The sequence below is a fragment of the Rhizobium sp. BT04 genome, assembly GCF_030053135.1.
GTDB lineage: Bacteria > Pseudomonadota > Alphaproteobacteria > Rhizobiales > Rhizobiaceae > Rhizobium > Rhizobium binxianense.
In genome coordinates, this window is the sequence record NZ_CP125650.1 from 292,860 (window position 1) to 311,264 (window position 18,405).

Here is an 18,405-nt window from a genome sequence, read left to right on the forward strand (position 1 = left end):
CGGTGATCTTTCCGTCAGGTTGGTCTTGAACAACCCGACCCTAGCGGAAAAACACTGATGGCCGCCCGCAAAGCCGATCACCCGCTACAGCGCAACGAGAAGCGCGCGGGCGCTCGGCTTTACTCCCTACCGTCACCTACGCCACGTACTGGGACACGATCCGATAGAACGGCCACCTTTTCCCGCGTGCAAGTGGCCATATGGGGGTGGCGTAATAACCAGGCATACGCGAGGTCGGTATGGCAGGTTTGATCTCTCCTTCCAGGTCGCTCGCGTTATAGATCGCGACGACGCCGGGCACCGAGAACGCATCGCCGACATCGATGTTCAGGATTCGGGCATGTGGCTGGTCGGAGCGTCGCAATGCGATATGCAACATACCGCGGCGCCATGTCATCGACATACTGACCAACACCCGTCAGCAGACGTGGATCTTCGGTGCGCTTGTCCCGCTTGCCGACAAGTTTGGGCCGCAGCTCGACGGAATGGTCCTGCTGGCTCATTCGTAGAACTCCACACCCTTTCGCAACTCTTGCCATTGCGCGTCGTCGTGGCCGAAAATGATAGAAGCTCCCCGCTCCCGAAGAGCTTTCAGGCGAGCGAGTGCCTCTGCGGCGAGTTCGATGTTCCAAGTATTTCTCGGAGCGATACCGGTGTCGACGCTCGCCTGGAGCGGGGCAGCATCTGAAGCGAGTATAAATGAACCATCTTTTTCCAGCTCGACACGGGCGACGGTCATTCCGGGGGTATGACCCGGCATGGGCAGCAAGACGATGCGCCCGTCGCCAAAGACGTCATGCTCGGCATTGAAGGTCTGGAAACCCTGGGGCTGGTCCCATTCTCCTCGAAGATAGCCTTGATTTTCTGCACCGCTTGCCGTGGCGGCCTGCGCCTCCGCTTCGTGGCAGAGGATCGTTGCGCGCCGAAAGTACGCGTTGCAGCCGCAATGATCGGGATGCAGATGTGAACAGATCACAACATCTATGTCCTCGGGATCGAGAGCAAGAGTCTTCAACTGATGAACGACCGTCCGCTCTGGCGAAAAGATCGGGGTCATAACCTTGCTTAACCCACCCCATCGCGCGCCTGGATCGATGGCGGCCTCTGGATTGCATCCGCTATCGAACAGCGCGTTGCCTTGGGGATGGCGCATCAGGGTGGCGTGAACCGGCAATTCAATCGCTTCTTCCTTCAGCGCCCCAGGGACGTAGATGGACCGGCGCATACGAAGGCGGCCGGCCTCGAGAAAATGCATCTTCATCTTAAAGGTCCTCTCTTGCTAGCCAGTTCGCGGACGGCGTTGACGATGTTTTCATAGCCCGTACAACGACAGATGTTTCCTGAGAGCGCTTCCCTGATCTTATCATCGGTTTCCAGCGGATGGTGGCGAAGAAGGTCGATGATCGCCAACGATGAAACTGGGCCTACAAATTCGCATTGCAGGCCATGATGCTGGCGGAACGCTTCTTGGATTCGTCCGAGTATCGACGCTTCCCTGGCCATGGTTTCGATTTCGCTTCCGTCTGCCTGCACTGCAAGCATCAGACAGGAGCGTGCGCTCCTTCCATCGAGAATGACGGTGCAGGCACCGCAAACGCCATGTTCGCACCCGACATGGGTTCCGGTCAGGCAAAGGATCCTGGCGCAGGAAGTGGCTCAGCAGCGTTCGTGCTTCGATCGTGCGCGTCATATACGCTTCGTTGACGCTGACGGTGATCGTCTTCTCACTCATCTTGCTTGAAGCCTTTCGTGGTTCGCGCGGCTCCAGGCGGCGCGACGGGCCCGTTTGGCAAGGACGCCTGAGAGATGCCTGCGGTAATCTGCAGAGGCATGGATATCCGTGTTGGGCGTGAGGATTCCAGCCAGGCGATCCGCCACCGTATCGAGAGCCGGCTCGGAAACATCCGTCCCCTCGATGATGCCCTCGATCTCTTCAAGCCGCAGCGGGGTTTCACCAACGCCCATCATGCCAACGCGAACGTCAGACGCCCTGCCATCTACACAATGCAGCGTCGTCGCAAAGCAAGCGAGTGCGAAGTCCCCGTGGCGTTTTGCAAACTCCTCAAATCCCCATCCGGCATCCGGTCTCATCGCGTCGAGCTCGACGCGAATTACAAACTCGTCCGGTTCCAACGAGTTGACCAGCGATCCGACAAAAAAATCGGCTGCAGGTATTTCGCGTCTGCCGCGCTGAGAGGAGGCGATGACCGTCCCACCGAGGAACCGTGTCATCATCGGCATCTCGGTCGCTGGATCCGCATGCGCGACGCTGCCGCCGAAGGTGCCGCGGTTGCGCACGCTCATATGGGTGACGTGATGCATCGCCTCATGCACGATCGGCAAGTGTTGGCGGATGATCGGGTCTGTCGCGGTCAAGTGATGGCGTACCGTCGGCGCCGATTCTCACCCGATCTCCGTGCAGTTCGATCCGATCTCCATGAACCGACGTTACTACGCGCGGCGCCCAAAATCCCGCGGCCCTGCTCGGATGGATACGATCTCTCTGAGCAGTTCGAGGTTCTCGCCGGTCATGGTGGCCACGTCTTCGATCGTGCAGATATGCATCGAACGAGCCATCAGGCGGCCTTTTGCGCAGTGGAGACCGTCGGAAGCATATTCCACGGCAACAGGTCTTCAAGCCTATCTACCGGTTAATCTTTGATCTGGGTTAGGACGTCCGTGAGGTAGCTCTCGGGGTTGCGGCCATGCAGTTTGTCCGTTCCAATGATGGTCAAGATATTAGCGTTGCGCTATCCCGTTCGTAATTTGCATCGTGTAAGTCTTCACTCCTGATGCTCGTTCTCGGGCCGCGCCACGCAACGCGCGGCCCGTCTTTCGGTTTTCTCAACCCGGGAAATTGCTACTCGGATTGATTGATTATTACGAGTTTATATGCAACCTTCGGTACGATCGCCGACGGTCGGCGCACATCAGGAGGAAAAACCATGATCCGTACTAATGCAGTTGCAGCACTTGTGTTTGCTGTAGCAACCTCAGCTCTTGCTTTCGATGCAAGCAACTTCAAGGATTTTTCAAGCATCGCATCGGCTTCCAGCAGTTGGCAGAACCAGTCCGGCTCGACGATGATCATTCAAGTCGACTCGTTCGGAAATGTCTCCGGCCAATATGTAAACAGAGCCCAGGGCACCGGATGCCAGAACTCGCCCTATCCGCTAACAGGAAGGGTAAACGGGACGTTCATCGCATTTTCGGTCGGCTGGAACAATTCGACGGAGAACTGCAATTCCGCAACCGGATGGACCGGCTACGCACAGGTCAACGGCAACAACACTGAGATAGTCACGAGCTGGAACCTCGCTTACGAAGGCGGCTCCGGTCCGGCCATTGAGCAAGGACAAGACACTTTCCAGTACGTGCCGACGACTGAGAACAAAAGCCTCTTGAAGGATTAATCTCCTCTGCCCTGCCGGCGCTGGCCCGTCAGAGATTGTGGAGCAAGAATTCATCGAATATGGCCAAAGGCTTAGACGAAGCTGCTTTCCCTGCCGAATAAAAGCGCCGCGTGCTCGTCCGCGCGGCGCAAATCCTTATTTGATGAGTTCAATGCGGCCAAAACGGCAAGCTTTCCGGACAAAAGTAAGCATCCGAGGATGCGCCGCCTTGGGGCAAACGCGGCGATCTGATCAAGGTCGTTTGGCACGATGGCCAGGGGGCCTGCCTGTTCACGAAAAAATTGGAGCGAGGAAGGTTTATCTAGCGTGACGGCCAGGGCGCTTGTCTGTTCACGAAGAAGCTGGAGCGCGGCCGCTTCATCTGGCCGTCAGCCGCTGACGGCACGGTGGTGATCACACCGGCGCAGCTCGGTTATCTGCTCGAAGGTCTACAGAAATATCCCTGCTTGTGAGTCTGACGAATCATCACCGGACAAGATCGAGGTGCTGGATCCGAGCCATCCGTTATTTGGACGCTCCTTTAATGTGATGCGTGAGGTGGGACGTAGAGGCGGCAACTTCGCGCCGTCGTATGAGGTTGAACATCGTGGTGGATCGACCTTGCTGATACCCGTGTCTGCGACACAGGGATATGTCGAAGCCTGAAATACTGACGCGCGAAGGACACCATTCGCCCAATTGTGAGGAGAAGGTTTTGCCAATCACTGTGCAACGCCTCCGCCTTGCAGCGGGCATCTAGGTAAAGGCACAGCGCAACAGATGGACACACGAACCTAGTTTGCTCAGCGCCGTACAACTTGCCGCCAGGCTCGATATTCCCGTCAATTGGATTTACGTTCAAATCAGGCGGAAGCGCCTGCTCATCGACCAGCAATCAACCGGAGCATATTTGTTCCAAAATTCCCCAGCGGTCGTCAACGCGGTTCGCGACCTTCGCAACCGTACCATTCATCAACTCGATCTGAGAATCATTCAGCCTCACCAGGAGGGGCATCAACATGCGTTGTCGCTGGAGGGAATTGACTGGCGCGCACGGCAGGAAACCTGGCGCCCCAGCCGGGTTTGACTCAATTTTTGCATTGAGATTGTTGAGAAATCTGATTCAATGTCGTTATGACATTGCCGCCGCTTACCCTGCCATCGGACCTTGCCAGCGCTCATCCGGCGCTGCTGGCCGAACGTGCTGCGCGGCTGCAAGCTGAGGCGGACGCGGCCAACGCGAAGGCGCGGCTGTCGAGCATTGAGGCGCTCAACGTGCATTTGCAGTTGCTGATCGGCAAGCTGGAGCGCGAGAAGCACGGGCCGCGCCGCGAGCGCACGCAGCGGCTGATCGATCAGTTGGAATTTGCAGCTCGAAGAGCTCGTGGCGTAGGCCGCCGAGGACGAACTGAGCGTCCAAGAGGCCGCGGCCAGAACGCAGTCCGTGCGCGCCTTCGCCCGCAAGCGTCCAGTGCGCAAGGCGTCGCCCAAAGACGTCGAGCGCGCACGCATCGTCATCGAAGCGCCGACGGCATGTGCCTGCTGTGGCGGCTCGCGGCTGTCGAAGCTGGGCGAGGATGTGACGGAAACGCTGGAGGATATCCCGCGCCGATTCAAGGTGATCGAGACGGTGCGCGAGAAATTTACCTGCCGCGATTGCGAGGCGATCAGTCAGGCTCCCGCACCGTTCCATGCGACGCCCGCGCGGCTTCATCGGCCCTCAGTTGCTGGCGACGATCGTGTTCGACAAGTTCGGGCAGCACATCCCGCTGAACCGCCAGAGCACGCGGTTCAAATGTGAGGCATCGGTCCGTCGACCCAGACCCTGGCCGGTGAATGTTGATCCGAATGTCTTCGAGCTGCGGCAAATGCTGGAGCATCACTGTCGCACGGCATACCAGGAGGCAACGTAGCCGGCTGCGGCGACCCCATGCGAATGCGGGACGTCGCGGACGATGCTACCGACAATGGCGTCCCTTTGATCGACGCCATTCGGCCAGTTCGGCACGATGTAGCCGCGATAGCTGTAGATCCAGGTCTCGCCGGCCACATCGCCCTTTCCAGTGAATTGCAGCTCGACAGGGTCTCCCGGACGCACCGTACCGGTCAATTCCAGCGACCACCCGGGCCCACCAATGGTTCCGCCGACCTTGCGCCGAGCCAACTCGGTCAGCACCAGCGTTCCCTGGCCAAATTCCAGTGCATTGAAATCAACCGATAAATCGGGATTGTTGATCAGGCTGCGATAACTCCAAGTGCCAGTGAAGCTCATAGTTCCTCCCAATGGCGATCGACGCCCTAATGATGGCCGGAAACGGTGCCACCCTGGCCGTCCGGCAGGGTGATCCTGATGTTCTGCATCATGCCCTGGTCCTCATGATCGAGGATGTGGCAATGCAGAACGAACTCGCCGATATAGCGCTGGTAGTGCGTCCGCACGGTGATCGTGTAGCGCGCCGACGGATCGGTGCCGGGATTCTTGATCCACAGCGTGTCCTTCCAGACATTTTTCAAGCCTGGATATTGCGGATCGCCGTCGTCATCGGCGCCAAGCGCGCTGACATCGTTGCCGGCCGCATCGACAATTTTGATGATCTGAAACGGATTGACATGGATATGGAATGGGTGGCTGACGAAATCCGAGCGGAGCGTCCATTCGTCGACTCCGCTCAGCGGCAACGTCCGGTCGATGCGGTTGGGATCATAAGGTTTGCCGTCAACCTCGAAGAAGGTGGCACCCGGCTGTTTCACATCGATGTTAAACACCAGTTGCTGCTCGCCGGTGACCTCGCCCGCGTCGATGTCCGGATGGGGAATAAAGCTTGAGAGCGACATCTCGTTCTTGAGGTCATCGATAACCTTGCCGGCGACATTCTGTGACATCGTGCGCTCAGCCGCCGAAATCAGCCAATCCTGCAGATAGGTGCCGATCTCGCCATTGACGGCATGGCCGCCTACTGCAGTGACTATGCCGAGAAGCCGTCGGCTTGGAGCCTCCTGGTTGACGCTGGCCGCTGCCGGTGCGGCGCCATCGATGATGCAGTAGTCACCCGCTCCTGGCAACACCACCAGCGCGTCAACGCGGTAGCCCGGTTGCAGGATCGCTTGCTGCCGCATCTGCACCTGCGCCATTGTCAGCCCGTCCTGGGCCACCACCCCATACGGAATAGTATCCTTGCCGCAATTCTGATCGATCCATCTGTCGGTGTCCGCTGCCGCAAGCGTGCGGAACGCGGTCGTCCCGGTCTTGCGCCGGATTTCGAAATTGATGGTGTCGCGAACCCCGGCGTGTATCATCCGCCACCGCTCGACCGAGCCAGCCTCCGCTAATGCCAACTGACCAAGCACCTGGCCGTTGACGCTGGTGAAGCGGCCCGAAGCCGGCCAACTGCCAGGTCCGAACTGATCGTAGCTTTCGATGCCGCCCACCTGTCCTGGCTGGCAATCATAAGTGATGTCGCCATTGTTATCGGTGCAAGCATATTGAATCTGCTGTAGCACCAAAACCCGTTCGGCGATATCGGAGCCGCCCGGCTGCTTCAATAGGCGGTCGATATCGCCAGTCTCGGTCGGTGTCGGCATGCGATCGCCACGGATGATCAACGCCCCGGACATGCCACTCGACACCTGCAATGCGGTTGATCCGTGTAGGTGTGGGTGATACCAGAAGGTGCCGGCGGGATGCTCAACGGCGATGTTGTATTCATATTGGAACGAAACGCCGGGACGGATTGAGATCAGCACATTATCGCCATTGCCAGACGGATTTACCCAGAGACCGTGCGAATGCAGGTTGGTACCGTTGAAGCAATGGGGGGTATTGGCACTGCCACCGCCGATGCCGCAGGTGGAATCCTGAGGGAACAGGTTGTGAAGCGTTACCCGCACCGTCTGACCGGGCCGTAGATCGATGGTCGGTCCAACCAATGGCGTGTCGGCACCGGATAAGCCGGTCTGGCGGGCGTCTTGATAGCCGCGCAGTTTAACGTGGTCGTAGCGCGCCGTGGCCGGATTGTAGATCTGTCGGTCGAGATAGGTAGCGTTCATATCGAGCAGAACCTCGCCCGGAAATGTCTCCCGGCTTTGTTCGAAGGTTTTCAGCATCCCCTGGGATTTTGTGATAGGTTGCAGCATATAGGCCAGGGGGTTAGTCACGGCCCTGGCCTCTTGAGCGACTGCGAATAGCGCATGGGTGACCGAAAAAACGCTCGCCATACCGAAGATCGCAATTTTGTCAGACACAGACAAACAACCCTCCCAAACCTCTGCCCGGAGTTTTGTTCTCCCCGGGTCGAACCGCATCCACAAAGTTCTACTGCGTCACCATGCGTTCACCTGCAATTCGACTTTGACTCGCGCGCTTTCTCGGGAGAAGACAGCTGCCGCCGCGCGACGAGAAAGTTTCAAGACTCATGCCACTCTGGCCGGATCGAGCCTCAGAAGGAATCTTGTGCCTATGCTTCAAGGACTTCCACGAGAGCGCGGTAGGAAGTCGGGCGGAACAGCACCATGGCGCGCACCTGACAAACCTGACAGCAGGTGTAGTAGGCCCGACATTTTTGTGGGGAGCATCGTTACGTGCGGCAATACGCGTCTCACCTTGTTTGTTTGTCGAGCTGCACTCGAGCAACGCCTTGACGCTCATATCGCGGTCACCGCCGCGGGCATTAATGTCGGCGTCACATACCGTTCATCACACCGCCTAATCGGAGAGACACCACGGGCAGACTACGCCAGTTCTTCCGGCTCTCTGCGCTGCGCGATGATCTCGAAACAAGGTTGCTTGCTCAGGAGTATCGCGCCCTGCTCCTCGACGATCATTTCGACGACGGCAGGAGGGAGCCCTTCCACAATCTTCTCCTATGGACGTCTCTTATGGACGTCCAACGCGATATCTCAGATGCACGGAGCCGAGGCCAGCGGCTTCGGCGCTGATAAACGTGAGCCTCGCCCTGCCGGCAAGCCCATCCTCGCCGCCCTCGAATATGGCCGGTGTATTCGACTTGCCTCCGATCGCAGGGAAGATGACCAGGCTGACCTCGTCAACAAGACCCGCCTTCAAGAAATGGCCATTGGTTTGCGCCCCGCCTTCCAGCATCAAGCGCTTCACACCGAACTCGGTTCCAAGAAGGTCAAGCGCGTTTTTCAGATCGACGCCATCTTTCTCCGAGACGATATAGGAAACGCCAGCCTGGGTGAGGCCCGCCAGGTAAGCATCATCCACGTCAGATCCTGTCAGGACCACAAGGTGAGCTCCCTCAATGTCGCTCTTGTCCCAGCGTAGCCGACCGTCCTTATCCACGATGACAGCGAACTCGCCGGCGTCCGGGTTGGCGATATGGATCGGTCGCGCGGCTGTGCCGGTTGCTTGATAGGGGCGGTCGACGGCGTCCGCGAACTCTTCTCCCGTCGCTCTTCCCGAAAGCCAGGCGTCGGCACCGATCTTCTCATGCAGGCCGTCATAGATCTTCACGAGCTCATCGACCGAATGGCCGGTTGCCTCGGCCCAATCATTGACGATCAATCGGCCATCCAGCGGCGACATCATGTGACAGATTACATAGGGTCTGGGCATTGGATTACTCTCCTCTACAAACATTCCACCGTCAGTGACCTGACTTCAACCAGGCTGCGAATTTATCCATCCAGTCGGGGTGCCAGCGTGAAAGCGCCGGCCGGTTCAGGATCATGTCGTCGGCCGCCCAGCGGATCCTTCTGGCATCGATCGCAGACGTAACCGCGTTATCCGGACAGATGATGTAAAAATTCTCGTCGAGCAGACGGACCAGGAAGTATTCCACCAGTTGCTCTGCGGTCCATGCCTCATCGGGTTTCGCAATGCCCTGCGGCTTGAGTGCGATGTTCATGGGTGTCCACGTGTAGCCAGGGACGAGGAGATGAGCCGAAACACGACCTCCCGTCTCCTTCAGAAGCTCGTGCGACAGCTGTTCGGTCAGGACTTTGACAGCTGCCTTTGCCACCGAATATGCGGCGTTACCTGGAGGAGTCGTAATACCTTCCTTGGAGCCGAGGTTGACAACGGCCGACTGGCGACCGGCTTCGATCATGTAGGGCACGAAGACGTGTTGCGCGGCCAGAACACCTCCGAAGTTTACATCGATCTGGCGTCGCCACTTTGCAGGATTGTCCCAAGGGCCGGCTCCTTGCGTTATGCCCGCGTTGTTTACTAGGACGGCCACGTCGCCAAACCGCGAAATCGTTTCGTCCCGCAACCTGGTCAGTGCCGACAAATCTGATACGTCGCCGCTCACGATCAGGATGTCCGTGTCGAGTGTCGAAGTAACATCCTCAAGTGCGTCGGCGTCGAGATCCAGCAGCGCGAGCTTCATGCCGCGGGCCGCGAGAGCCCTCGCGATTGCCAAGCCGATGCCCTTCGCAGCTCCCGTGATGACCGCAACGCGGCCAGGAGCAACGACGCTGTTCATTCTCTCGCTCATTTTTTGTCTTTCCCGTCATTGGACCGTCACCGCTGGAAGGTGTGCCGGACAAGCCGTCGCCGTGGAATTTTTCTCCGAGAAGCGTGCCGGCCGATGGCACCAGCGCAGAGAAGTCCATCAACGCTACTCGGGCGCTTGGGTCGTCGGATCATATCCGCGGGCTGCGAACGACCGTTCGATCGCACTATAAGAATAGGGTAGCGCGACGGCTACTTGAAGTGAGCGGGATCGCACGCACCGATGAGCCGTGTTCACTCAAGGGCCTTCGTGACGTAGGGAATGCCTGGCCAGTTCGACCGCGGACGGGACCAAAAAGGTAACGCACTCCTGGTCCCTGCCAGATCGGTGGATGATTTTCACTCGCCGCCCCGATCAATTTTGCTCATGTAACCAATCGGCTCCACGGGCATTTGGTCACCAGCGCCTCGAGACGATCGTGGTGCTGACCAAACCAAAGGAGTGAAATCATGACAGGGAATAAACCACTCGCAATGATCACGGGCGGCTCATCTGGAATAGGCTTCGAGCTTGCCAAACAATTCGCCAAGAATGGATTCGATGTCGCCATTTCAGGCTCAAGCGACAAGGTGAACGAGGCCGCCGATGCGCTACGAAGCCTTGATGCCGAAGCATATCCGTTCAAAGCGGATGCCTCGACGTACGATGGCGTCGAGAGGTTCTGGACCTTTACGCAGGGGCTGGGGCGCCCCTTGGAAGCCGCGGCTCTGAACGTCGGTATCGGTATTGGCGGCGCCTTTGTCGATAACGATCTCGAGGATGAGCTTCGCCTGCTTGCGATCAATGTAACCGGGACCGTCCATATGGCCAAACGCGTCGTCCAACATATGGTCAAGAACGGCCGCGGCAGGATTCTCATCACCTCCTCGGTTTCGGCGACCCTGCCCACGCCATACGAAACCGTTTACGGCCCGTCGAAGGCATTCGGTTACATGTTCGCGGAATCTCTGCGCGAGGAGTTGCGCTCGACCGGGGTCACGGTGACGGCACTCCTTCCGGGCGCCACCAACAGCGACTTCCACGCGAACGCTGGAATGGGCGGTACGAAGCTCGGTGGCCAACAAAAAAACGACAAGACGCTCGTCGCCAAGCAGGGCTTCGAGGCCCTCATGAACGGCATCGACCATATCGTCGGCGGAGATCAGAAAACCAAGCGGCAGGTGTTGGAAAACCGGACGACCCCCGAGCCCGTCAAAGCCGCGCGGCAAGCCGAATTGACCCAACCGCAGTGAAGGAGCACGTCATGTCACATCTGAAAAACAAGGTCGCCATCGTCACAGGGGCTTCCTCGGGCATTGGAGCGGCGACCGCCAGAGGATTGGCGGAAAAAGGTGCGCGCGTCGTCCTTGCCGGCCGCAATGAGGAACGCCTCAGTCAGATCGTCGAAGACATCACCGGTTCGGGAGGTATTGCCAGCTACAAGGTTGCTGATGCCACGGATTTTGAGAGTACCAAGGCCCTCGTCGCGTTCGCCACAACGACGTACGGCCCGGTCGATATATTGGTCAACAATGCCGGCCTCATGCTCTTTTCCTATTGGAAGGATGCCGCCGTCGGCGATTGGAACAAGATGATCGATACCAACCTGCGTGGCTATCTGCATGCGATCGCCGCGGTGCTGCCGTCGATGTTGGAGCGCCGGTCCGGCCGCATCCTGAATATGAGCTCTATCGCCGGCGTTCATGTCGGCGAGGCGGCAGGGGTTTACGGAGCCACGAAGTTCTTCATACGCGGTATTACCGAAAGCCTCAGGAAGGAGGTGGGCGTGGGTAGCGGGATCCAAGTGTCTATGATCAGCCCTGGCGTGATCGATACCGGCTGGGCCGACAAGGTTCATGACGAGACGGGCAGAAAGATCGCCGGAGAGCTCAACAAGCAGGGTATTCCGCCGTCGTCGGTGGCTGAAGCCGTGGTCTATGCACTAGACCAGCCCCCGGAGATCACGATCAACGACATTTCGTCCATCCAACCCGGCAGGACTGGTAGCCCGCGTTTTCGAGAGCTCAGAACTAGAACCTCCGGGACTGTTAGACCGCCTCGCGGAACCAACCGGTGCCGTCTCTCGTGGCTGTGGACACGAAGATCTTCATTGCATGACGATCTAATCCCGGACGTTTTCGTTTTTCAGCGACCGGCCATCTCCGCCGTCCTTCGCAGGATCCAACATGGATCACTAGGTCAAATTTTTGACTGCTTCCTCGGCCATCACATACCAAATACAGGGCCAGTTAAATAAGGATTGAAGGTGCCGGCCGGCCTGAAGCAAGGTCGGCGCCGGCAAGGGCGATCTTTTTCAGTACAAGTGCGAGTATCCATAACTCATGGTATCAACGCGGGCCGATCTGGCCGACCTTGAAACTTTCGTCGCGATCGCGCGTGCGGGGGGGTTCCGAAAGGCCGCCGCGCTTCGCGGCGTTTCCGGGTCTGCCCTCAGCCACTCGATCAGGGGTTTGGAGGCCCGTCTGGGCGTCCGTCTGTTTCATCGGACAAGCAGGAGCATCAGTCTCACCGCCGCCGGCGAAGTGCTGCTTGCCGAACTGGAGCCCCGTTTCCTCGGCATTCAAGCTGCGATGGATCTCCTAGACAGTTTCAGGAGCGGGCCTACGGGCAGAGTGAGAGTGACCACCCTGCGTGACGCCGCCGAGCTGCTGATCGCTCCTCGACTGCACAGTTTTCGCAAGAGCTACCCAGATGTCGAGGTCGAAGTCAGCGTCGAGGATCGCTTCATCGATATGGTCGCCGAAGGTTTTGACGCGGGCATCCGTTATGGGGGAACGGTTCCCGAGGGGATGATCGCGTCGCGTCTGACATCCGAACTCGAATGGATCGTAGTCGGTTCTCCGGCCTATCTCAACGAACGAGGGCGGCCCGCGCGGCCGGAAGATCTCTTGACGCACGAGTGCATCCGGATCCGAACCGGTACGGATCACCTCTGCAAATGGGAACTTGGCGACGGCGATCGCATGGTTTCTCTCGACGTTCCGGGACTTCTCACGCTCGGAGATTCGGAACTATCTATCCGCATGGCGGAGGAGGGAGGCGGTCTCTTTTATTGCCTGCAGGCCCGGGTCGAGGACAAACTTGCGGCCGGTTCACTCGAAGTCGTGCTGCCGGACTGGACCTCTACCGGGCCGGGTTTTCATGCATACTACGTTTCGCATCGACAGGTGCCGTCCGCTCTCCGGACGTTTCTCGACTACCTTAAGGCGCCGGTTGCGGGCGATTGAAGTGACGGCCAGACGAGACAGCTTCACCAGGCAGGAGAATCGCATATGGATGGTAAGGAGTTGTTTTGTTGAGGCAAATCGACTCAAGAACTCTCCGATAATTTGGAGGTACGGATGAATCGATTTGCCACCTGTTTTAAAGATCTGCCCGACCCTCGGGGCGCAACACACGTCATCCGCTGATGTCGATCCTGTTCATTGCCATTGCCGCGATCGTTTGCGGCGCCGAAAGCTGCGCCGACATGGCCGATCCGGCGTTTCCAAAAAGAAGTGGCTCAAGACGATCGTGCCGCTGCCCTATGGCATCGCCGGCCATGGCACCTTCTCCACCGTTTTCCGCTGCCTCAATCAGGTTGCCTTCGAAGCCGCTTTACCGAAGCCTTTGCAAAGGGCATGGAAGGCGTGGTGGCGGTCGACGGCAAGGCGGTACGAGGCGACGCCGCTGCCCCTCGTCAAGGTCTGGGCTGCCGGTTGCGGCCTGGTCATCGGCCAACAGACCGCGCCGGGCCGCAACGAGGTCCAAGGGGCGCTTGATGCGCTTGCGCTTTTGTCGCTGGAAGGTGCCATCGTCACCGCCGATGCCCTGCATTGCCGCGCCGATACCGCTCATGCCATCCTTTCCGCCGGCGGCGACTATGCCCTGGCGTTGAAGGCCAATCAGCCCGGCCTCCTGGCACAGACGATTGCTCGTCTGGACGACGTCGAGCCACTCGGCGTCCAGACCGCCGCCGAGAATGACCATGACCGCTGCGAAAGACGCCGTGCCTGCATCGTCGCCGTCAATGACATCGACTTCCCCGGCCTGCAGGCCATCGGCTCCGTCGAGGCCACAAGCCGTCATGCCGATGGCCGTCTGACCAGCCATGTCCGCTACTTCCTGCTCTCCACCGTCATGTCGGCTGCCGCCCTGATCGAGGTAACCAGAACTCATTGGCAGATCGAAAACAAACTGCACTGGGTGCTCGACGTCCAGTTCCGCGAGGATGCCGCCAGAAACCGTAAGGATCACGGACCGGCAAACATTGCTCTGTTACGAAAGATTGCCCTCAACCTCATCCGGGCCCATCCAGATAAGGCCTCCATTCGTCGAAAGATCAAGAAGGCAGGGTGGGACGATCAGTTCCTCATCTCTATCATCGCTCATATGCGATAGCCCTGCTTCACCAGGGGAATTTGAGTGCCGGCAGAAAGCGGTCGCTCGCAGCCAGAAAAATAATTGGCAGCAAGATCGCCTGGCATCCTTTAACATGCCGAAAGCGGAAAAAAATACGTGACAGCCTCCGATCCCTCTCTGAGCCGAGGCCATCCATGATGGTAGAGAATCCGCAAGTCTTCGGCTGTCTGACACGACCAGCCGGTACGAATGCGGTACTGCCACGGCTCTCCTCCAGGCGCCCGTTTTTGATCTCTCGATATCTAAATTTGTGCAGACGAGCAGGCAAAGCTATAACGGCAGGATCAACGAATACTGGTAGCTCTCAGACAATCTGGATCGATATCAACCGGGAATGCCTGCATATGTAGGGAGGATTCAAGCACGGCGTGAGGGCGATGCAGACGGACGAGGCGGAGACGTCACGGAAACCCGAGAGCACCTGCATCACCTCGCTCGAGGTTTCCAGGCGGCCTTGTAGGAGACCCGCGGCGTAGTGCCCCGAAAACCCCACCGCGCAAATGCTGATTATGAAAGACAGTACGAAAATGATTACTCTGTAGCCGGAAACGGGACAACAGCCTGTCCATTGTGGTCGATCCTTGTCCATAGGCGGTGAAGAAACTTCATCAATCGGGATCCGCCTCCGAGGGAAGCATCGAATCATCAATGACGACACGAAAGCTGCGCGACCGAGGTTGTCTGTCAACAGATTGTCTGATAAAGCTTGCTAAGGTTCGAACTGTCTCACAAACTTGCGGAGGAATAACTCCGTAACAGAACCGGCGCTGCCGCAGCCGGCACAACTTTCACTGCTGAAATCGATTGCCGCGATGTTCCTTGTTTTCAATGGAAAGCGGTGACCGCATCTCGGCTATGTGAAGGCTTCGAACATGTCGTCGTCCTCGCGACGGCGGGACGCGACGCCTTGATGAACAAACGGGCGTCCTTTTTATGGATGGACGGCTCCATGGCGCCGAGATCACCAGCTTCCCCGATATGCATCTTGAGATGTTGATCTGGGACAGGTAAGTATTGAGATTCAAGAAGCAGAGAAGATGATTGATAAGAAAGCATTGCTCGATAATATGACCTTGGCGGAGCAGGTCTCGCTACTTTCCGGCGATACGTTCTGGTCTTTACCGCCCATCGACCGCCTAGGGATAGGGAGATTGCGCTTGACCGACGGCCCCAACGGCGCCCGCGGGGCGGGGTCTTTTGTCGGAGGTGTGACTGCAGCGGCTTTCCCGGTGGGCATCGCCATCGGAGCGAGTTGGAACCCGGATCTAGCCAAGGAAATCGGCAGTGCCCTAGGTGACGAGGTTCTTTCAAAAGGTGCCCACGTCTCGTTAGCCCCCACCGTTAACATCCAGCGTAGCGTCACAAACGGCCGCAACTTTGAGTGCTTCTCTGAGGATCCGATCCTGACGGCGGAACTTGCAGTCGGCTATATCGAAGGTCTGCAGTCCACGAAAGTCGGTGCCACGATAAAACATTTCGTCGGCAACGAGTCCGAGATTGAACGTACAACCATCTCTTCAGATATCGATGAACGCACGCTGCGCGAAGTCTACCTGATACCCTTTGAGACGGCGGTGAAGCGGGCAAAGGTCTGGGCCGTGATGTCTTCGTATAACAAGCTAAACGGTACTTACACGGCGGAAAGCCATTGGCTGTTGAACGAGGTTCTGCGCGGTGACTGGGGTTTTAACGGCGTGGTGATGTCGGACTGGTTCGGCTCGCGTTCGACCGCACCCACCGTGAATGCCGGGCTGGATCTGGAGATGCCGGGCCCGACTCGCGATCGCGGCTCCAAGCTACTGGCTGCGGTCGAAGGCGGCGAGGTTAGTGTCGAGACGATCCGCGCCTGTGTGCGCAATATCCTGACTTTGATGGAACGCACCGGCGCTATCAACGATCATCGCGAGTTTAAGGAGTACGCCATTGATCAACCGAAACATAGGGCATTGATCAGGCGCGCGGGAGCGGAAAGCGCAGTTCTGCTACAGAATGACGGGATCCTGCCATTGGCTCAGCAAGGTATGGTCGCCATCATTGGACCCAATGCCAAGGTCGCGCAGGTGATGGGAGGCGGCTCGGCGCAGTTGAACCCTCACTATGTCATCAGTCCGTGGCAGGGGCTGGTGGACGCGCTGGGTGAGGAGAATCTGTGCTACGCTCAGGGCTGCAACAATTATCGGTTTCAGCCGCTAATCGAAAACCCCACAACCTTCGAGTTTTTCCAAGGAAGGGAGCTAGCTGGCGAACCGGTGAAGGTCGTCGAGGAACCGTCGAGCCTTGGTGTATGGTTGCCCCCCGTGGCCGAGGGCTTTGTCGATCCCCTTCGCTTTTCGGCTAGAATGCGCACCATCTTCACAGCCTCGGAAGCCGGCGTCTATCGCGTCGGACTAACCTCGGCCGGGCTTGGCCGGGTCTATGTGGACGGCAGACTTGTGGTGGACGCTTGGGCTTCCTGGATACGTGGTACCACATTCTTTGAAGAAGGCTGCGAAGAGGTCGTGGGTGAAATCACGCTCGAAGCCGGCCGTACATACGAGGTCGTCGCCGAGTACGCCCGGCACGACCACGTCAACCTCTATATCGCCGCAATTCGGGTAGGAATAGGCAGATTTTCGGCCGAAGCGGAGATTGCCGAGGCAGCAGCCGTCGCGGCAAAGGCTGATCATGCGGTAGTCTTCGTGGGCAGAACGGGCGACTGGGATACCGAGGGCTCCGATCTTCGCGGTATTGCACTTCCCGGTCTGCAGAACCAGCTTGTTGAGGCGGTAATTGCGGCCAATCCGAACACGATCGTCGTACTACAAACCGGTGGACCGGTGGAAATGCCCTGGCTTTCCGGTGCTCGTGCAGTACTGCAATGCTGGTATCCCGGACAGGAGGCTGGCAACGCGATCGCCGATGTGCTCCTCGGCAAGGCCGAGCCCTCGGGCCGACTGGCACAGACCTTCCCCGTGCGCTGGGCTGACAACCCCACACATACTGAGGATGACGCGGTCTATCCAGGTAAGGACGGCCATGTGCGATATGACGAAGGTGTGTTCGTCGGTTATCGGCACTACGACCGCCACGGCATTAAGCCGCTGTTCCCGTTCGGTCATGGTCTCGGTTATTCAAGCTTTGCGATGTCGGACCTGACGGTAGGGCTACCAGACGCTGCCGGCGCGGTGACAGTGACACTGGAATTGACCAACATCAGCGAGCGGCCAGGTTCGGCAGTGGTGCAAATCTATGTCGGCGATGTTGAAGCATCTATACCCAGACCGGTTAAAGAGCTGAAAGCCTTCTCGAAAATTGCCCTGGAACCCGGTGAGAAACGAAGGTTGCGTTTCATACTTGACGCCCGAACATTTGCCTTCTTCGACACGACCGAGCGGCGTTGGCGGATAGAGGCGGGGGAATTTGCAGTGATGGCTGGGTTCTCGGCCACCGACATCCGTTTGAGTTTAACTGTCACGCAAAAGGGCGCTGTCTTGGCGCTCTGAATGGGCCGCAAATCAATGACCACATTGGGCAGTGGTCGAGTTCCAACGTATGCAGTTTTGGCGGTGAAGCTGGGTGAGTTGAGTGAGAGAATGCCTCAAAACCGGTACTTGGTTAATGGCATGGCGAAACACCGCCTGCGCCTCCAAAAACAGGCAATGTTTTCTGAACGATCGTAAGCGCGATTTTCCCCGCACCTTCTGCAATTGAGTGAGCTTTGGCATGAGGTGTCCACCAAAATAGGTGGACACCAAGGGATGGAAGAAGTGACCTGCCACTGAATTTTCATCCGGCGGCGATTAGATGTGGAGCCTCGGCCGGGGTCTGGTATCCGAGCGATGAGTGCGGCCGGAAATGGTTGTACAACACGACGACAGAACACCCACGGGACCGAGGTTCGCGAGCTTTTGTATCCGTGGCATCCCTGGTCCGGGCAACCCGTTCACGTGCATGAGGCGGTGTCCAAAGGGAAGCATATTTCCGCTGCAGCCTTTCTGGTTCTTCTTCTGGTCGACTTCTTGAGGTCCCATCGTGGATGTTCGACCGATCAATGAGTGGTTGTTGGCGCAGCCTGGCGGTTCCGCACGTCGATCTCGCAAGCCTGCATTCTTTGGCAAGATTGCTGAAGGACGCTGATGCCTCATCGCAATCTTCGG

At 58.1% G+C, this 18,405-nt stretch carries 14 protein-coding genes and 5 pseudogenes; 9 read left to right on the forward strand and 10 right to left on the reverse strand.

What is annotated here, in order from left to right; genetic code table 11:
• Positions 1-178 precede the first annotated feature (178 nt).
• The 5 genes and pseudogenes from QMO82_RS04730 to QMO82_RS04750 form a co-directional block, all read right to left on the reverse strand.
• Positions 179-503: pseudogene (locus QMO82_RS04730) on the reverse strand (xanthine dehydrogenase family protein molybdopterin-binding subunit); the annotation flags it as partial.
• Positions 500-1,261, reverse strand: coding sequence for an N-acyl homoserine lactonase family protein (locus QMO82_RS04735; protein ID WP_004674371.1), 762 nt, complete (start codon positions 1,259-1,261; stop codon positions 500-502). The gene QMO82_RS04735 and the pseudogene QMO82_RS04730, both read right to left, overlap by 4 nt.
• Positions 1,258-1,542, reverse strand: coding sequence for a (2Fe-2S)-binding protein (locus QMO82_RS04740; RefSeq protein WP_004674373.1), 285 nt, complete (start codon positions 1,540-1,542; stop codon positions 1,258-1,260). Before QMO82_RS04740 ends, QMO82_RS04735 begins: the two co-directional genes overlap by 4 nt.
• Before the next feature lie 186 nt (positions 1,543-1,728).
• Positions 1,729-2,376 (reverse strand): xanthine dehydrogenase family protein subunit M, encoded by a 648-nt coding sequence (locus tag QMO82_RS04745; RefSeq protein ID WP_029875513.1) that lies wholly within the window; start codon positions 2,374-2,376, stop codon positions 1,729-1,731.
• A gap of 278 nt (positions 2,377-2,654) precedes the next feature.
• Positions 2,655-2,762: pseudogene (locus QMO82_RS04750) on the reverse strand (transposase domain-containing protein); the annotation flags it as partial.
• 183 nt (positions 2,763-2,945) lie between these two features.
• On the opposite strand from QMO82_RS04750, the gene QMO82_RS04755 reads away from it, so the two are divergent.
• From QMO82_RS04755 to QMO82_RS04770, 4 genes and pseudogenes are all read left to right on the forward strand, one after another.
• Entirely contained in the window at positions 2,946-3,413 is a 468-nt protein-coding gene (locus QMO82_RS04755; protein ID WP_004674376.1) for an avidin/streptavidin family protein, read from the forward strand.
• A gap of 224 nt (positions 3,414-3,637) precedes the next feature.
• Positions 3,638-3,865, forward strand: a pseudogene (gene tnpB / locus QMO82_RS04760) (IS66 family insertion sequence element accessory protein TnpB); the annotation flags it as partial.
• Positions 3,866-4,191: 326 nt separating this feature from the next.
• A complete protein-coding gene (locus QMO82_RS04765) occupies positions 4,192-4,479 on the forward strand; it encodes a hypothetical protein (protein ID WP_008534161.1) in 288 nt (95 codons plus the stop codon).
• A gap of 47 nt (positions 4,480-4,526) precedes the next feature.
• A pseudogene (locus QMO82_RS04770) lies at positions 4,527-5,194 on the forward strand (IS66 family transposase zinc-finger binding domain-containing protein); the annotation flags it as partial.
• 77 nt (positions 5,195-5,271) lie between these two features.
• Here the strand turns inward: QMO82_RS04770 and QMO82_RS04775 are convergent.
• From QMO82_RS04775 to QMO82_RS04795, 5 genes are all read right to left on the reverse strand, one after another.
• Complete coding sequence (locus tag QMO82_RS04775) at positions 5,272-5,664, reverse strand: hypothetical protein (protein ID WP_004674379.1); 393 nt, start codon at positions 5,662-5,664, stop codon at positions 5,272-5,274.
• A 26-nt stretch (positions 5,665-5,690) separates the two neighbouring features.
• Positions 5,691-7,640 carry a multicopper oxidase family protein gene (locus QMO82_RS04780; RefSeq protein WP_018446454.1) on the reverse strand — a complete coding sequence of 650 codons (1,950 nt, stop codon included), beginning with the start codon at positions 7,638-7,640 and terminating at the stop codon, positions 5,691-5,693.
• Positions 7,641-8,120: 480 nt separating this feature from the next.
• Positions 8,121-8,243: a hypothetical protein gene (locus QMO82_RS04785; protein ID WP_009982859.1), complete on the reverse strand. Its 123-nt coding sequence runs from the start codon at positions 8,241-8,243 to the stop codon at positions 8,121-8,123.
• A 22-nt stretch (positions 8,244-8,265) separates the two neighbouring features.
• Positions 8,266-8,916: a RibD family protein gene (locus QMO82_RS04790; protein WP_237355102.1), complete on the reverse strand. Its 651-nt coding sequence runs from the start codon at positions 8,914-8,916 to the stop codon at positions 8,266-8,268.
• Positions 8,917-8,998: 82 nt separating this feature from the next.
• Positions 8,999-9,850 carry an SDR family oxidoreductase gene (locus QMO82_RS04795; RefSeq protein ID WP_009991591.1) on the reverse strand — a complete coding sequence of 284 codons (852 nt, stop codon included), beginning with the start codon at positions 9,848-9,850 and terminating at the stop codon, positions 8,999-9,001.
• A gap of 467 nt (positions 9,851-10,317) precedes the next feature.
• Here QMO82_RS04795 and QMO82_RS04800 point away from each other — a divergent pair, with 467 nt between their 5' ends.
• The 5 genes and pseudogenes from QMO82_RS04800 to QMO82_RS04825 all read left to right on the forward strand — a co-directional run bounded on the left by QMO82_RS04800 (position 10,318) and on the right by QMO82_RS04825 (position 17,751).
• Entirely contained in the window at positions 10,318-11,100 is a 783-nt protein-coding gene (locus QMO82_RS04800; protein ID WP_011053310.1) for an SDR family oxidoreductase, read from the forward strand.
• Between the two features lie 11 nt (positions 11,101-11,111).
• Positions 11,112-11,854, forward strand: a pseudogene (locus QMO82_RS04805) (SDR family oxidoreductase).
• A gap of 335 nt (positions 11,855-12,189) precedes the next feature.
• A complete protein-coding gene (locus QMO82_RS04815; protein WP_004674388.1) occupies positions 12,190-13,095 on the forward strand; it encodes a LysR family transcriptional regulator in 906 nt (301 codons plus the stop codon).
• 286 nt (positions 13,096-13,381) lie between these two features.
• A complete protein-coding gene (locus QMO82_RS04820) occupies positions 13,382-14,248 on the forward strand; it encodes an ISAs1 family transposase (RefSeq protein ID WP_237353332.1) in 867 nt (288 codons plus the stop codon).
• A gap of 1,058 nt (positions 14,249-15,306) precedes the next feature.
• A complete protein-coding gene (locus tag QMO82_RS04825) occupies positions 15,307-17,751 on the forward strand; it encodes a glycoside hydrolase family 3 protein (RefSeq protein ID WP_004674391.1) in 2,445 nt (814 codons plus the stop codon).
• The last annotated feature ends 654 nt before the right edge of the window (positions 17,752-18,405 follow it).

Coding starts and splice junctions, on each gene's coding strand:
- QMO82_RS04800 (WP_011053310.1), top strand. CDS start 10,318: ATGACAGGGAATAAACCACTCGCAATGATCACGGGCGGCTCATCTGGA.
- QMO82_RS04755 (WP_004674376.1), top strand. CDS start 2,946: ATGATCCGTACTAATGCAGTTGCAGCACTTGTGTTTGCTGTAGCAACC.
- QMO82_RS04775 (WP_004674379.1), bottom strand. CDS start 5,664: ATGAGCTTCACTGGCACTTGGAGTTATCGCAGCCTGATCAACAATCCC.
- QMO82_RS04795 (WP_009991591.1), bottom strand. CDS start 9,850: ATGAGCGAGAGAATGAACAGCGTCGTTGCTCCTGGCCGCGTTGCGGTC.
- QMO82_RS04740 (WP_004674373.1), bottom strand. CDS start 1,542: ATGCTTGCAGTGCAGGCAGACGGAAGCGAAATCGAAACCATGGCCAGG.
- QMO82_RS04825 (WP_004674391.1), top strand. CDS start 15,307: ATGATTGATAAGAAAGCATTGCTCGATAATATGACCTTGGCGGAGCAG.
- QMO82_RS04815 (WP_004674388.1), top strand. CDS start 12,190: ATGGTATCAACGCGGGCCGATCTGGCCGACCTTGAAACTTTCGTCGCG.
- QMO82_RS04735 (WP_004674371.1), bottom strand. CDS start 1,261: ATGAAGATGCATTTTCTCGAGGCCGGCCGCCTTCGTATGCGCCGGTCC.